This is a genomic window from Paenibacillus rigui, from assembly GCF_002234615.1.
GTDB lineage: Bacteria > Bacillota > Bacilli > Paenibacillales > NBRC-103111 > Paenibacillus_S > Paenibacillus_S rigui.
The window spans coordinates 68973-81541 of the sequence record NZ_NMQW01000020.1; the positions used below are offsets into that span (position 1 = coordinate 68973).

A 12569-nucleotide genomic window follows, 5' to 3' on the forward strand; every position below is an offset into this window, starting at 1 on the left:
AGGAATTATTTGCAAATTTGTAGAAATTAGATTTCCGAATGCTGTGGGGCTTCTTCAGGAGCCGGTCGTTTATAAGGATTTAGGTTGAATCGATTGGAGGAGGCTTTTTATGAAAACGACGTTATATATGGTGAGGCACGCAGAATCGCCATTTGTTTTTGGCGAAGAGAGGACGAGAGGGTTATCTGAAGAAGGTACTGCCGACGCGGTAAAGGTTGCGGATGTACTCGAAGGGGTTGACATCAGTTACATTGCTTCAAGCCATTATGAAAGGGCTGTGCAAACGGTTCAATCTATTGCAGAGCGTAAAGGCTTACCTATAAACCGATTCGAAGCACTGAGGGAAAGAGCAATAAAAGGGTTAGATTATAAGGCGCCATGGGAGGATTTGTTAAAGGCGATAGAAGTGTCCTTCGTGGACCTGGACTATGCGCTCGAAGGGGGAGAATCGACGAGGGAGGCGCAGCAAAGGGCTATTCCGCTCATTGAACAATTGCTTCAGGACTATGCCGGAAAGCATGTTGTTATCGGAACCCATGGGAATATCATGACGATCATCATGCATTACTATAATAAAAGCTACGGCTTTGACTTCTGGAACCGTACCTCCAAGCCGGATATTTATAAAATGACATTTCACCATTCCCAATTGGAGCGGGTAGAAAGAATGTGGAAAGGGAAACCGTTCTAATCCCAAAGCGGGATTTTGAAAACAAGGATCAAGAATATAACAGACCCGAGTGAGAGGAGCAAAGCTTTCTTGAGATTCGTCTGATGGAGCTTGATGACATAGAACATGACTAAATAAAATCCGAAGGACCAAAGGATGCTCCATCCCCGATCGTAAGTGATACGGCCATACATAAACCAGATAGATTCCAGAAGGGTTAATCCGATGACCCAGCCGAAGTAATAGAAGAACTTCGTGAGCTTTCGGGACGGGTAATAATATAAGTATAGGATCGTTATAGAGGGAAGCAGTACGAAGGTATTGAGCAGGTCGGCTATTTTGTGATTTATCAATAGCTCCGGATGAAACGACCAGGTCAAGTGATTTTGACAGAGCAGGTTATATAGAAGGTTGCAAAGAGAGACAAATGTGTACGTTACATAATAGGTTTTCCATTGCCTGCCTGCTCCCGTTAGTAGAACAGCAGCTAAGAATGCAAAGTTCGTAAATAATATCATCCCATGCGCTCTCTCCCTGTATGTCGTTATGCAGTTCAGTGTAACCATTTGTTATTATTCTAAATGAGGCTGCGCCTGTGACAAGAATCACATATTTTCTGCCATCTCTTCCTCTATACTTGAGCTAACGCAAAAGAAACATGCAAATGAAAAAGTAAAGGGGAAGATCACATGGAAATGAAAATGGAAATCGCAACGAAACGGGCTAACCAAGCAAACAGCGGGCTGGGCTGGGTCATCGGTATTTTTAGTTTTATTATTTTGTGTCCTCTAGCGTACTTCTTGGTGAATTACTTGCTCGGCAATGAAAATCCGTATTACGGTTATTGAGAGACCCATCATATCATAAGCATTAAATGGGCAGGTGCCCTCGTGGCAACCTGTTTTTTTTGCTGCTAAAATGAAATCGGGAGGGTAGTTTTGGGTAATATGATGAAGTGAAGTCAAGTTCATGAGGAAGCGAGTGAATTCGTCAGATGAAGATGTGGTTCAGGAACATCCTTTGCTTTTCCGTTGCCGCTGCTATGGCGGCAGGGTTTCCATTCGCAAGTACAGCTGCTAGTATGACGACGAACACCGCTGCGGCGCCGCCTGTGAGTGCTTTCTATAAAGGAGCTAAGTCAGGTAAGGTTATTGATTTCGTGGGGGACAGTACAACGGAGGCAGCTGCAGCGATGTATGACCGGTTGCGCCAAGATTACGCAGGAAAAGGCGGGCCGCTGGAGGGAGCTGTTATGCAGAACCGTGGAGCGAGTGGGAACACGCTGCATCATTTTGTAAATAACATAGCTCCTAACGGAAATACACTGAATCAAGTCATTCAGGACCAGGCTGATTTATATATTGTTTCTTATGGAATTAATGATATTAGAGGGAGCGAGGCTGCCGGGGGAAGCCGCCCGGATCAGATCAAAGCCGATCTTAAGCTCACGGTGGATCGACTGTTGAAGGAAACGAACGGAGCTGTTCTACTGCGGATACCGAATCCTTTTCTTTCTAGAAATGACTCCAAGTCCATTGTCATGACTCCGATTGAAAACGCTCAGCTGTATTCGGATCAACTGTGGGAGGTGTACCAAAACTTTGAGGGTTACAGTGAACGCGTTGATCTACTGGATATTCCGAACCTGGTATTTGGGCGCAAGGCAATGCCGGTTCACCCGCTGATGAATGATATATTACACCCGAATGCCGATGGATACAGGGCTATTGCGGATGCTATTGCTGATCGAATAACCGGGTTAACGGTGTCCAATCATGAAGTACAAATACAATCATACACGCGGGAAAGCCGGGTGAATAAAACGATTGCCATTTTGCAGGAGGAAAAGCTGTTCGACGCCGTTCCTTCAAGCACGGACACGTACCGACCGGCGGCAATAGCGACCCTTTCCCCGCAAATGCTTCAGGTTGTTGCTCAGCAGGGTGGAATGTACCGGGTGAACACCTGGCTGGGTGAGAAATGGATCAACCCGATAGGCGGGGCGCTGGAAGTACAACCGAGCTCTCCGGGTGACAGCCTTCAACTAGAGACGCCTACATACGCATTTAACGATCCGTATTCCGCAAATACAGGCAAAGATCAGGGCTATATGCTTTCTCCGCAAAAAGTCAAAGTATTGGCACGCTGGCACGGTTATCCCTATTGGAAAAATGAGTGGTACTATCAAATTGAGACCGTAGTGGGACCCAAATGGGTACAGACGAGCTATGCTCTGCCTTCGGACCTGCATTCTGTGAGCGAATGGGTGGAAGTAAAGAAAGTGACTGACCTAAACAAATACCCCTGGAATGAAGCGTATAAGCTAGGTCAAATCACCCCACAAAAAGTAGCGGTATTCGAAAAAGGAAACGGATGGTTTCACATTCATTCCTGGGCGGGAGATGCTTGGATAAAAGTGTAACCTTCCGGTCATCTCCTGCGTCTAGTTCATGAAGCGGGAGAGGAGGGTAATAGTTGATCGTTATCTCCTCCTTCAACACAAGAGCAGAGCGCATCAACCTCCTAAATATGGTAAAGTAAGGTTGGGACTCTTACAGATGAAAAATATCCATGATATGGGAGTGAATGCAATGAATTTATTTGACCGATGTTCCGGAAATTCCTTAAGCGCTGAATTAAGCTGGATTCATGAACCGAATCGCTGGACATTCGATGAGGATAAGGGGCTGCTCGTCTCGGCACCGGAGAACGCGGATTATTTCATTGATCCGGCAGGAACGCAGGTGAAAGCTTCAGCGCCGTTCCTTTTTACAAAGGTACAAGGGGACTTTAATATATCGACAAGGGTCCATGTGGAGATGAAGCACCAGTATGATTCCGGGTGCTTAATGATCATGTCTGATTCTCAGAACTGGGCTAAATTGTGCTACGAGTTTTTTGAGGGAAGAAAATCAATTCTTAGCGTGGTCACGAAAAATACTTCGGATGATTGCATCGGCGGGGATTTGGACATCGTCAATCCGTTCTTGAGAATCGCAAGGTCCGGCAACAGCTTCGCATTTCATTATTCGTTGGACGGGCTGAGGTGGCACTTAATAAGGTACTTTGGCATGGAATGCGGCGCGGAGCTTAAGGTGGGTGTCGTTGCTCAATCCCCGATAGGCGAAGGGTGCCAGGTAAGCTTCGAGCATCTTAGGCTTAGCAACCATAATGAGGGAGATATCCGCAGCGTAAAATAATGCGGATTGTATAAGAACCAATTGGGCAAAGGCGGCTGCTGCTAATGGACAATTATTCGAGCATTATGGGAATTCCGGTTCCCAAAATAACGATGGATGCTACAGTAGATCGGATCAGCAGGATCATAGAAGAGAAGAGACCTGCCTTGTTCCACGTTGTGACACTCAACCCGGAAATCACGATGGCCAGCCAGCAGGACCCGCAGCTGCGTTCTATAATCGATGAGGCGGATCTCCTTACGGCTGATGGGATTGGAATCGTGATGGTATCCCGCTTAAAGGGAAACCCGCTTCCGGAGCGCGTGACAGGATGCGACCTGCTATTAAAGCTATTAGAGACAGGTCATCGTGAGCATTGGTCGTTCTATTTGCTCGGCGCAGATGAATTTACAAATAACAAGGCGGACGAAGTGATACGGAGTAAATATCCGAACGCCAGGATCGTTGGGAGGCATCATGGTTTTTTCAAACCGTCTGAAGAACCGGCAATTGTAGAGCATATTCAGGCATTAAATCCGGATGTTGTCGTCGTGGCTCTAGGGGCTCCCAAAGCAGAGCGTTTGATTTACAAATATAAACATCAGCTCAACGCCAGAGTCGCAGTAGGCGTGGGCGGAAGTCTGGATGTGATCGCGGGAAAAGTAAAAAGAGCACCGGCCGCTATCCGAAAATTAAATTTGGAGTGGCTTTTCCGGCTAATGAAACAACCCTCCAGATGGCGCAGACAGTTGATATTGCCTCGTTTTGCAATACGTGCGCTGTTATTCAAGGGGAAAAGCTAGCCCTCTAACCCAGATCTGTATTGATAATGCTCGCATCAAGCATACACGCGTATTTGTCTGTATGATTCGTGCGATTGACAAAAAGTAGTAATATCTCTGCAGTCTTTGGTCGATATACTATGTATACTATCAAATCAAAGGGCTGATTTTACATAATGATGAAATGTCCCAGATGCTACAAACTGATTGAGATTCATCAAAAAGAATGCGCCTACTGCGGAGCGGTCATAAAGCATACGATCGCCCAGAAGTTCGATATGCTCGCCGAATCCGTTGAGAACGCGCTGAAGCGGGAATTGGAAGCGAGAAGAAGAAGGCATTAATGTGAGTCATGGACATGTCCATGACTCTTTTTGTTGAATCTGCAACTTCATGATGAACGTTTACGTCTTGGGTATATGGGGTAATAACCATATATTGGATAAAGAGGTGACTGGTCACATGCATAAGGAGCTGAAAGCGGATATTGCCATTATCGGTGGCGGGATAGGCGGCTGTGCAGCAGCGATAGCTGCATGCAGCCTAGGGAAACAAGTCGTGATGAGTGACGAGTACGATTGGATCGGCGGTCAGCTCACGAGTCAGGCGGTGCCGCCGGATGAACATAAGTGGATTGAACAGTTCGGCTGCACGCGCAGCTACCGTGAGTTCCGGAATGAAGTCAGAAGCTATTATCGTCAAAATTATGCTCTATCTGACTATGGCAGGTCCGCATATTATTTCAACCCGGGCAACGGAGGCGTAAGCAGGCTTTGTGCGGAGCCGCGGGTCATGCATGCAGTGCTGCAGCAAATGTTGGCCCCCTATGTTAACAGTGGGAAGCTAACCATCCTTACACGCAGTAAAGCAATCTACGCTGAAAGGGAGCGGGATGAGATTCGCGCGGTTACGTTGAAACGAGAGCATGGGATGAAGCTGACGATACACGCAGACTATTTTCTTGATGCTACGGAATGCGGTGATCTGCTGCCATTGGCGGATGTGGCTTATGTGACCGGGGCGGAATCAAAGCTGGATACGGGTGAACCCCATGCCTTGGACGGGCCAGCCGATCCGCAGGATATTCAGGCATTTACGTATTGCTTTGCCATGGATTACTTCGAGAGAGAGAAGCATGTGATCGACAAGCCGAAGGATTATGATTTCTGGAGAGCCTTTCAAGCGCCTTTCTGGCCGAATCCTCAATTGAATTGGGTATCGCCTGATCCCAAAACGTTGGAGCCGACGGAAGAAACCCTTTTCCCGGGTACAGATAAATATCCCTTGTTTATTTACCGGAGGATCGTGGATAAAGCTAATTTTAGAGCTGGAACGTATCCGTCCGATATCTCGCTCGTGAACTGGGCGCAGAATGATTACTTTCTAGGTAATATATATGATGTACCCAATTCCACAGCAGAGAAACATCGCAGCCAAGCCAAGCAGCTGAGTTTTTCGCTGCTGTATTGGCTGCAAACGGAAGCGCCCAGGCCGGATGGGGGAACAGGCTACCCGGGATTGAGGTTGCGGCCGGATGTAGTGGGGACAGAGGATGGCATGGCCCAAGCGCCTTATATTCGGGAGTCGCGCCGAATCAAGGCTGTGTTCACTGTTCTTGAACAGCATGTAAGCGCGGCTGTGCGGGGAGAACAGGGATCGGAGGTGTTTCCGGATAGCGTTGGGATCGGATGCTACCGGATTGATCTGCATCCGAGCATGAGCGGGCGCAATTTTTTGGATATTTCTTCAGTTCCATTTCAAATTCCGCTCGGCAGTCTGATTCCAGAGCGGGTTACCAACCTGTTGGCGGCATGCAAAAACATTGGAACGACCCATATTACGAACGGATGCTACAGACTTCACCCGGTTGAATGGAATATCGGTGAATCAGCCGGTTACACCGCTGCATTTTGTCTGGATAAAGGAAGGAAGCCAATCGAGGTTCGCGAAGATGCAAACCTGCTCAAAGAGCTGCAGTCGGTGCTCACGACTCATGGTATTGAGCTGGCTTGGCCTCATATTGGACCTGTGTAAAATTATTGATGTCATTTCGGAAGCACCATAAAAAAATAGCCAATTCGCAAGGGGCAGATGCTGTGGCAGTTAGTCTGTCCTTGCGAATTGCAAATTATTTTTCAATATTCCTTGACAGGAATATTCCGTTAAGGGTATATTATGGATGTGGCTGCGGTAAGTCGAAAACGAAACGGAGGTGGCCTGATTTGAGCGGAATTGAAAGAAGCGCTTTTACCGTAACCTATGTAATCTTTCAATTCAATAACAATCATCTGAGATATGGACATAAATACATTTAGTGCGCTTTCTGAACCTAATCGGTTGCGAATCGTAGAATTGCTGCTTCACGGTCCGTTGACCGTCGGAGATATCGCTGACCGGCTGCAGCTTCGCCAGCCTCAAGCCTCGAAGCATTTGCGTGTCCTGCTGGAAGCCGGACTGGTAGAGGTTCAGGCAGATGCCAACCGCCGGCATTACAAGCTTCGCTTAGAGCCGTTTCAAGCTATGGATACTTGGCTGGACAGCTACCGCAGAATATGGAATGAACGCTTTGACGCACTGGAGCTTTACTTACAGAAGCTTCAAGCGAAAGATCATAATAAACCATCTGATTAATTTATGGGAGGAATAAGAACTATGGCGAATCCAATGCTGACAAGGGTAGAAGGAAATGAACTTATTTTGGAGCGTGTTTTTGATGCACCTCGCGAGCTTGTATTCCAAGCGTTCTCGGAGGCTGAGCATCTGAAACATTGGTGGGGACCCCGCGGTTGGACTCTAACGGTATGCAATGTTGATTTCCGCCCAGGTGGAATATGGCATTACTGTATGAAGTGCATCGACGAGAACCAAGGGAGCTTTTTTGGATTCGAGTCGTGGGGCAAAGCGGTTTATGAGGAAATTATTGAGGGAGAGAAGATCGTCTACGTTGACTTCTTCTCCGATGCCGAAGGCAACCAAGTCGAAGGCATGCCGTCATCTCACATAACCATGACTTTCATAGAGCAGGATGGGAAAACGAAGCTTGTTAGCCGGGCGCAATACGCATCAGCTGAAGCACTCAAATCCGTCATGGAAATGGGCATGGAGCAAGGCATTAAGGAAACTTGGGATCGTCTTGCCGAGCATCTGCAATCCATTCGTTAATCCAGAAAAACCATCTCAATTGGCCGTGGGTGCAACAAAGCCTGCGGCCTTGTTTTTGTGCCAAGAAACGTAATTGTATGAGGAAAACAAGCAGGCGGTCCTTCTGCTAAACTCATTTTTTCATTTAATTTTCAGAAAAAAAGGTTATATTATAACGTATCTAATGGAAAGGGGAAGTAGACATGCATTCACGGGAAGCTAGTCCAATGAAACAGACATGGATTCCTCCTAAAGAACGTATAGGGGTTGTCATTGCAATTATCATATCCGTGCTGCTCGTGGTGTGGGAATTATGGAGCTTATTCCATCTACCGTCTGAAACCGTGCACAACCGCCGTTTCGAGCATACGTTCAAGGACTTTGGCTCCAATGCAAGAATCGCTTTATTTTTCGTACTGGCGAACTATGTACTTGCTTATGTGCTTAAACGGCGTTTGGCTGATCGATTCGGCGGTCTGAAAAAATGGCTTGCTCAACTGCTCCGGTTCGTCCGCAGATGGCATACCCCGATTGCTCTTATCGCCATTGCCTTTATTGTCCTACATGCGGTCGCAGTCTTTATGTATGGCTTTAAATTGGATTTCAGCAATATTACCGGGCTGCTAGCTTTGTTGGTCTTGCTTCCTGTCCCTGTATCGGGATTATTCAGATACAAAAAACTGGACCGGAAATGGCACCTGCGTTCCGGACTTGCCTTCACGGTCTTGTTTTTGATCCATGCGTTCTTATGAGAGTAAAAAATGCAGGCTTGCTGATCGTACGGCAAGCTTGCATTTTTTACTTTCCCCATGATTTCATTATGCCACTCATGCTAAATGAAACTGAGGTGTCGACTGCAGCTGCAGGCCGGGAAGTATGAACAAGCCTTCCAGCCCGTTGTCGTGAAGAAGTCGATATCCCGCTTTGGGCCCAAGGATGAAAGCGGCGGTAGAGAAGGCATCCGCCAGCATCGCATGAGGAGCGATAGCCGTGCAGCTTAATAATTCATTGGGACTGTGCCCGGTTTGCGGTACAATTAAATGGTGCTGATCCGCAAGCTTGGCGTGGCGCCTCTCATAGCCACCGGAGGTGCAGATTGCCGCATGCGATAGCCTCACGGTTCCGATGATTTGATCGGAATATTGAGGGTGCTGGATGCCGACCTGCCAAGGCTCGTCTTCTTCATTGGACCCACCGGCATACAAATCTCCTCCCGCCTCGACAAGATAGCCCTCAAAGCCTTGAAGCTCCTTGGCAGCGAGGTCAATGGCGAAGCCTTTGGCGATCGCTCCCAGATCGAGAAGAAGCGGTTTAGTCAATTCAATCGATCTTGTGCGCTCATCAAGCAGAATGTTTTGATAGGTTGCATTTTGATCATATGCAAGTTCATTAGTCATTGTGGCCCCGGTCAGATAGTGAGATTTGAACCCCAGCGATGCCATCCGGCTGCCGACGGTCGGATCGAACATGCCATTCGTTAATGAGGAAAGCTCTAATGCAAATCGAACGAGCTCAAATAAAATGTCGCTTACCTGCACCGGAACTCCCGTTTGCCGGCATAATCGGCTTAATTCGCTATCCTCGTCAAAACGGCTGCATACGGCTTCCATATGATGAAATAAAGCGAGCACACGATCTATTTTTTGCGAAGCCAGTATTTCGGACTGTGCCGTAACGATTTGGATGGTAACGGAAGTTCCCATGGCAAGGGCTTGTCTTGATATGAGTTTCCTAACCGTCATGGATAAAACCTCCTTGAAAAGATTGTTGGCACTTTCCATGGTACGCAAATAATCTGAAAATAAAATGAAATAAAATGGCGAGGTGTGAGAAAGTTGCATATTTTACTTGTGGAAGATGACCAAAAGCTCGGTGAGCTGATCCAATATAAATTAAAAAAGCAGCTTTACCAGGTTGAGTGGGCATTGGAAGCGGACACGGCAATGGAATTTATGGCTAGATCCCCCTTCGACGTATATATTCTGGACTGGATGATTCCGCATAAGTCGGGGATTGAATTGTGCAAGGAGCTTCGTATGAAGAAGGACCAGACGCCGATTCTGATGCTAACCGCCCGTGACACCATAACGGACAGGGTTCAGGGACTGAATGCGGGAGCAGACGATTATTTGGTCAAGCCGTTTGATTTCGAGGAAATGATCGCACGATTGAATGCGTTGTACCGCAGGAAAGCGATGAATTGGGAGGGCGAGACGAAGTCGTTCGGGGAAACCCTGGTCATTAATCACACGACGTATGAGGTGTTCCGAAATGGGGTGCCCGTGTCGCTTTCCCGCCGCGAGTTCCAGGTGCTTGCTTTTCTGTCCAATCATCCCAAGCAAGTCATGAGCAGAGAGCAGTTGCTGGACCGGGTATGGGGATTGGATGCCGATATTACTCTGAATGCGGTGGATGCGACGATCAAATTGCTTCGGAAAAAGCTGGATGATCCGTTCCACGATAAAATCATCCAAAATGTACGCGGGCTTGGCTACCGGCTGGATGTAAAGGAGGAACAGCGTGTTTGAAAAAACAAGAAAACGGCTGACCTTCTTCTTTGGAACCATTCTTGCTGTCATCCTTATTCTCGTGACCGTGACGTATTATCTTATTCTTCAGCATTCGCTGCAAAAAAACGAAGTTCAAGAATTAGAGAACATGCAGGAAAAAATGAACCGTCAATGGGAGCATAGGCTGGAGGAAGTAAAGCGGGAGCGCAGGGAGCAGGACTCGGATCGTGATCAAAAGAACCTGGAGTGGACCTTTTTAGAATCCGATGAATTGGTCGTCTTGGTTAACTCTGCAGAGAGGATTTACGCATCTCCTTCACCTTATACACTCATGTCTAATCAATTAATGCAATGGGCGCAAAGCAAGGAAATGAAAATTTCCCCTAGCACCTATGAAATCAATATGGAGGGGAAACGAGAGACGTTCCTGGTAGGGACAGGTACATTGAGCCGCTCTGGCGGGACTTATTGGATGGCAGCCGATATTACAGAGGACATCAAATTGCTAAGAGAAATCAAGGTTGCCTTGTTTGCACTTACCGCCGTACTTATATCCATTGCCAGCGGATTAGGGTACTATTTTGCAGGGAAAGCCATGATTCCTGTCAAGAAGTCATATCAACAGCAGGTTGATTTTACAACGAATGCCTCCCACGAGCTTAGAACGCCATTAAGTGTGATTCATTCCTCGGTGGAACTGCTGGAAGAGTGCAAAGAGCTGCTGCCAAAGTTTGAACAGCATATTTTGGAAGGATTAAAGGATGAAGTGAAACGGATGGTTCGGCTGGTGGAGTCATTGTTAACTTTGGCTCGCGGCGATGCCAAGAAGCGGGGTGGCCACATGGAGCAGGTGGATTTAAGCGCACTTGCTTATCAGGTTGTCGGTTCCATGCAGCCATTGGCGGCCCAAAACGGAATTCAGCTTCTGTTGAATCGGCAAAGTAATGAGGCTTTGCCTCTTATACAAGGCAATTCAGACCAGTTACATCAACTGCTTACCATCTTGTTGGATAATGCGCTGAAATATACGCCGGCGGGGGGAGAAGTAACGGTGGTGTGCAAAGCAGTGAAGCCTTCGGGGGTTTCACTCCAGGTCATAGATACCGGAATCGGAATTCCAATGGAGGAGCTGCCGAATATTTTCGACCGGTTTTATCGGGTGGACAAGGCGCGCTCACGCGAGCTGGGGGGAGCAGGCCTGGGATTATCGATTGCCGCGGATATTGTTAAACAGCTGCAGGCCCATATTCATGTGACGAGTGAGGAAGGGAAGGGAAGCTGCTTCGAGGTGGTTTTTCATGCGGATTCAAAATCATAAGCGTATTTCAGTTTGTTTTCATGTACCTGCTGTATTGTAGGAATGGCCAAGACAAGATAGAGGAGTGTTGAGAGATGGCCCGCATGGGAAACAAATGGATTGCTTTATGTACAACGGCGATTAGCATTGTGTATGGAGCAGGATATGCCGTGAACAATCAGCCTGCATTGCTGCAGGAGGCTTCGGCTCATGAAAATTATTCTGCCCCTGCGCCGACAGGGGAAGCATCAACGTCGATGAAGATTACGCCACTGGAGTCGCAAGAAACGAAATCTGCCCTTGCACCAACGGATGGAGCATCTGCCCCATTGGCAAGCTTGCCGCAAGAAACGAAAGCTGCTCCTGTGCCGACGCAGGAAACGTCAACGTCATTAAAAAATGGGCAGCAAAAGCCGCAAGAAACCAAGTCTGCTCCTGTGCTTTCGCAGGAAGCATCAACGCAAACCGGGACGACAACGCAAAAGTCGCAAGAAACGAAATCTGCACCTGAACCGGCGCAGCAACCGTCAACGACCATCGACAATTCGCAGCAAACACAGCAAGCTCCGAAACCTGCTGCAGCGCCGGTGCAGGAGACTGCAACGCCAACGAAGAGCACGGCACCAGCTGTAAAAGATCCAGCTCCGGCAGCTTCTCCCGCTCCTTCCACGAATAGTACTCGCACCAATACTGTTGTTCCGAAGCCTGCATCAAAGTATAAAGACGGCACCTTTACCGGCTCAGGAACGAATAGCTTCGGTACGGTGGAGGTCAGTGTGTCCATTATGCAGGATAAAATTACGAATGTCCTGATTACGGCCAGCCATACGCGTTATCCGCAGCATTATATTGATTCGCTGCCTGCCCAAGTTGTCGAGAAACAAAGTGCTCGAATCAGCACGGTTAGCGGTGCTACCCGAAGCTCAGAAGATTTTATTGAGGCGGTCCGACAAGCCCTTCAGAAGGCACAAGCCTAAGAGAGGGGGAGAC

At 47.7% G+C, this 12569-nt stretch carries 15 protein-coding genes; 13 read left to right on the plus strand and 2 right to left on the minus strand.

Annotated elements, in window-relative coordinates; genetic code table 11:
• Positions 1–109: 109 nt before the first annotated feature.
• On the plus strand, positions 110–691 hold the full coding sequence (locus tag CF651_RS14525; protein ID WP_094015587.1) for a histidine phosphatase family protein: 582 nt from the start codon (positions 110–112) through the stop codon (positions 689–691).
• On the opposite strand, the gene CF651_RS14530 is transcribed toward CF651_RS14525, so the two are convergent.
• Positions 688–1188: a CBO0543 family protein gene (locus CF651_RS14530; RefSeq protein ID WP_094015588.1), complete on the minus strand. Its 501-nt coding sequence runs from the start codon at positions 1186–1188 to the stop codon at positions 688–690. The two genes, CF651_RS14525 and CF651_RS14530, sit on opposite strands and share 4 nt — an antisense overlap.
• A gap of 171 nt (positions 1189–1359) precedes the next feature.
• On the opposite strand from CF651_RS14530, the gene CF651_RS32275 reads away from it, so the two are divergent.
• The 9 genes from CF651_RS32275 to CF651_RS14565 all read left to right on the plus strand — a co-directional run bounded on the left by CF651_RS32275 (position 1360) and on the right by CF651_RS14565 (position 8524).
• The gene (locus CF651_RS32275; RefSeq protein WP_179232816.1) at positions 1360–1518 is read left to right on the plus strand and encodes a hypothetical protein; all 159 of its coding nucleotides are present in this window, start codon (positions 1360–1362) and stop codon (positions 1516–1518) included.
• A 146-nt stretch (positions 1519–1664) separates the two neighbouring features.
• Positions 1665–3092 (plus strand): SGNH/GDSL hydrolase family protein, encoded by a 1428-nt coding sequence (locus tag CF651_RS14535; protein WP_094015589.1) that lies wholly within the window; start codon positions 1665–1667, stop codon positions 3090–3092.
• A 169-nt stretch (positions 3093–3261) separates the two neighbouring features.
• Positions 3262–3870 (plus strand): DUF1349 domain-containing protein, encoded by a 609-nt coding sequence (locus CF651_RS14540; protein ID WP_094015590.1) that lies wholly within the window; start codon positions 3262–3264, stop codon positions 3868–3870.
• Between the two features lie 44 nt (positions 3871–3914).
• Complete coding sequence (locus CF651_RS14545; RefSeq protein ID WP_094015591.1) at positions 3915–4652, plus strand: WecB/TagA/CpsF family glycosyltransferase; 738 nt, start codon at positions 3915–3917, stop codon at positions 4650–4652.
• 155 nt (positions 4653–4807) lie between these two features.
• Positions 4808–4975 (plus strand): hypothetical protein, encoded by a 168-nt coding sequence (locus CF651_RS32280; protein ID WP_179232817.1) that lies wholly within the window; start codon positions 4808–4810, stop codon positions 4973–4975.
• Between the two features lie 118 nt (positions 4976–5093).
• The gene (locus tag CF651_RS14550; protein WP_094015592.1) at positions 5094–6665 is read left to right on the plus strand and encodes an FAD-dependent oxidoreductase; all 1572 of its coding nucleotides are present in this window, start codon (positions 5094–5096) and stop codon (positions 6663–6665) included.
• A gap of 261 nt (positions 6666–6926) precedes the next feature.
• Positions 6927–7262: an ArsR/SmtB family transcription factor gene (locus CF651_RS14555; RefSeq protein ID WP_094015593.1), complete on the plus strand. Its 336-nt coding sequence runs from the start codon at positions 6927–6929 to the stop codon at positions 7260–7262.
• 21 nt (positions 7263–7283) lie between these two features.
• Positions 7284–7793 carry an SRPBCC domain-containing protein gene (locus CF651_RS14560; protein WP_094015594.1) on the plus strand — a complete coding sequence of 170 codons (510 nt, stop codon included), beginning with the start codon at positions 7284–7286 and terminating at the stop codon, positions 7791–7793.
• 206 nt (positions 7794–7999) lie between these two features.
• Complete coding sequence (locus CF651_RS14565) at positions 8000–8524, plus strand: hypothetical protein (RefSeq protein WP_094015595.1); 525 nt, start codon at positions 8000–8002, stop codon at positions 8522–8524.
• A 75-nt stretch (positions 8525–8599) separates the two neighbouring features.
• Here the strand turns inward: CF651_RS14565 and CF651_RS14570 are convergent, their stop codons facing one another.
• Positions 8600–9514 (minus strand): FAD:protein FMN transferase, encoded by a 915-nt coding sequence (locus CF651_RS14570; RefSeq protein WP_245855912.1) that lies wholly within the window; start codon positions 9512–9514, stop codon positions 8600–8602.
• Between the two features lie 93 nt (positions 9515–9607).
• On the opposite strand from CF651_RS14570, the gene CF651_RS14575 reads away from it, so the two are divergent.
• From CF651_RS14575 to CF651_RS14585, 3 genes are all read left to right on the plus strand, one after another.
• Entirely contained in the window at positions 9608–10300 is a 693-nt protein-coding gene (locus CF651_RS14575) for a response regulator transcription factor (protein ID WP_094015596.1), read from the plus strand.
• Complete coding sequence (locus tag CF651_RS14580; RefSeq protein WP_094015597.1) at positions 10293–11600, plus strand: sensor histidine kinase; 1308 nt, start codon at positions 10293–10295, stop codon at positions 11598–11600. The genes CF651_RS14575 and CF651_RS14580 overlap by 8 nt, the downstream gene beginning before the upstream one ends.
• 74 nt (positions 11601–11674) lie before the next feature.
• Positions 11675–12556, plus strand: coding sequence for an FMN-binding protein (locus tag CF651_RS14585; protein ID WP_094015598.1), 882 nt, complete (start codon positions 11675–11677; stop codon positions 12554–12556).
• Positions 12557–12569: the final 13 nt, after the last annotated feature.

Bases quoted from the DNA above. Each gene is read 5' to 3' on its own strand.
- CF651_RS14550 (WP_094015592.1), top strand. From the start codon at position 5,094: ATGCATAAGGAGCTGAAAGCGGATATTGCCATTATCGGTGGCGGGATA.
- CF651_RS14525 (WP_094015587.1), top strand. From the start codon at position 110: ATGAAAACGACGTTATATATGGTGAGGCACGCAGAATCGCCATTTGTT.
- CF651_RS14585 (WP_094015598.1), top strand. From the start codon at position 11,675: ATGGCCCGCATGGGAAACAAATGGATTGCTTTATGTACAACGGCGATT.
- CF651_RS14545 (WP_094015591.1), top strand. From the start codon at position 3,915: ATGGACAATTATTCGAGCATTATGGGAATTCCGGTTCCCAAAATAACG.
- CF651_RS32275 (WP_179232816.1), top strand. From the start codon at position 1,360: ATGGAAATGAAAATGGAAATCGCAACGAAACGGGCTAACCAAGCAAAC.
- CF651_RS14560 (WP_094015594.1), top strand. From the start codon at position 7,284: ATGGCGAATCCAATGCTGACAAGGGTAGAAGGAAATGAACTTATTTTG.
- CF651_RS14570 (WP_245855912.1), bottom strand. From the start codon at position 9,514: ATGACGGTTAGGAAACTCATATCAAGACAAGCCCTTGCCATGGGAACT.
- CF651_RS32280 (WP_179232817.1), top strand. From the start codon at position 4,808: ATGATGAAATGTCCCAGATGCTACAAACTGATTGAGATTCATCAAAAA.
- CF651_RS14565 (WP_094015595.1), top strand. From the start codon at position 8,000: ATGAAACAGACATGGATTCCTCCTAAAGAACGTATAGGGGTTGTCATT.
- CF651_RS14540 (WP_094015590.1), top strand. From the start codon at position 3,262: ATGAATTTATTTGACCGATGTTCCGGAAATTCCTTAAGCGCTGAATTA.
- CF651_RS14535 (WP_094015589.1), top strand. From the start codon at position 1,665: ATGAAGATGTGGTTCAGGAACATCCTTTGCTTTTCCGTTGCCGCTGCT.
- CF651_RS14555 (WP_094015593.1), top strand. From the start codon at position 6,927: ATGGACATAAATACATTTAGTGCGCTTTCTGAACCTAATCGGTTGCGA.
- CF651_RS14530 (WP_094015588.1), bottom strand. From the start codon at position 1,188: ATGATATTATTTACGAACTTTGCATTCTTAGCTGCTGTTCTACTAACG.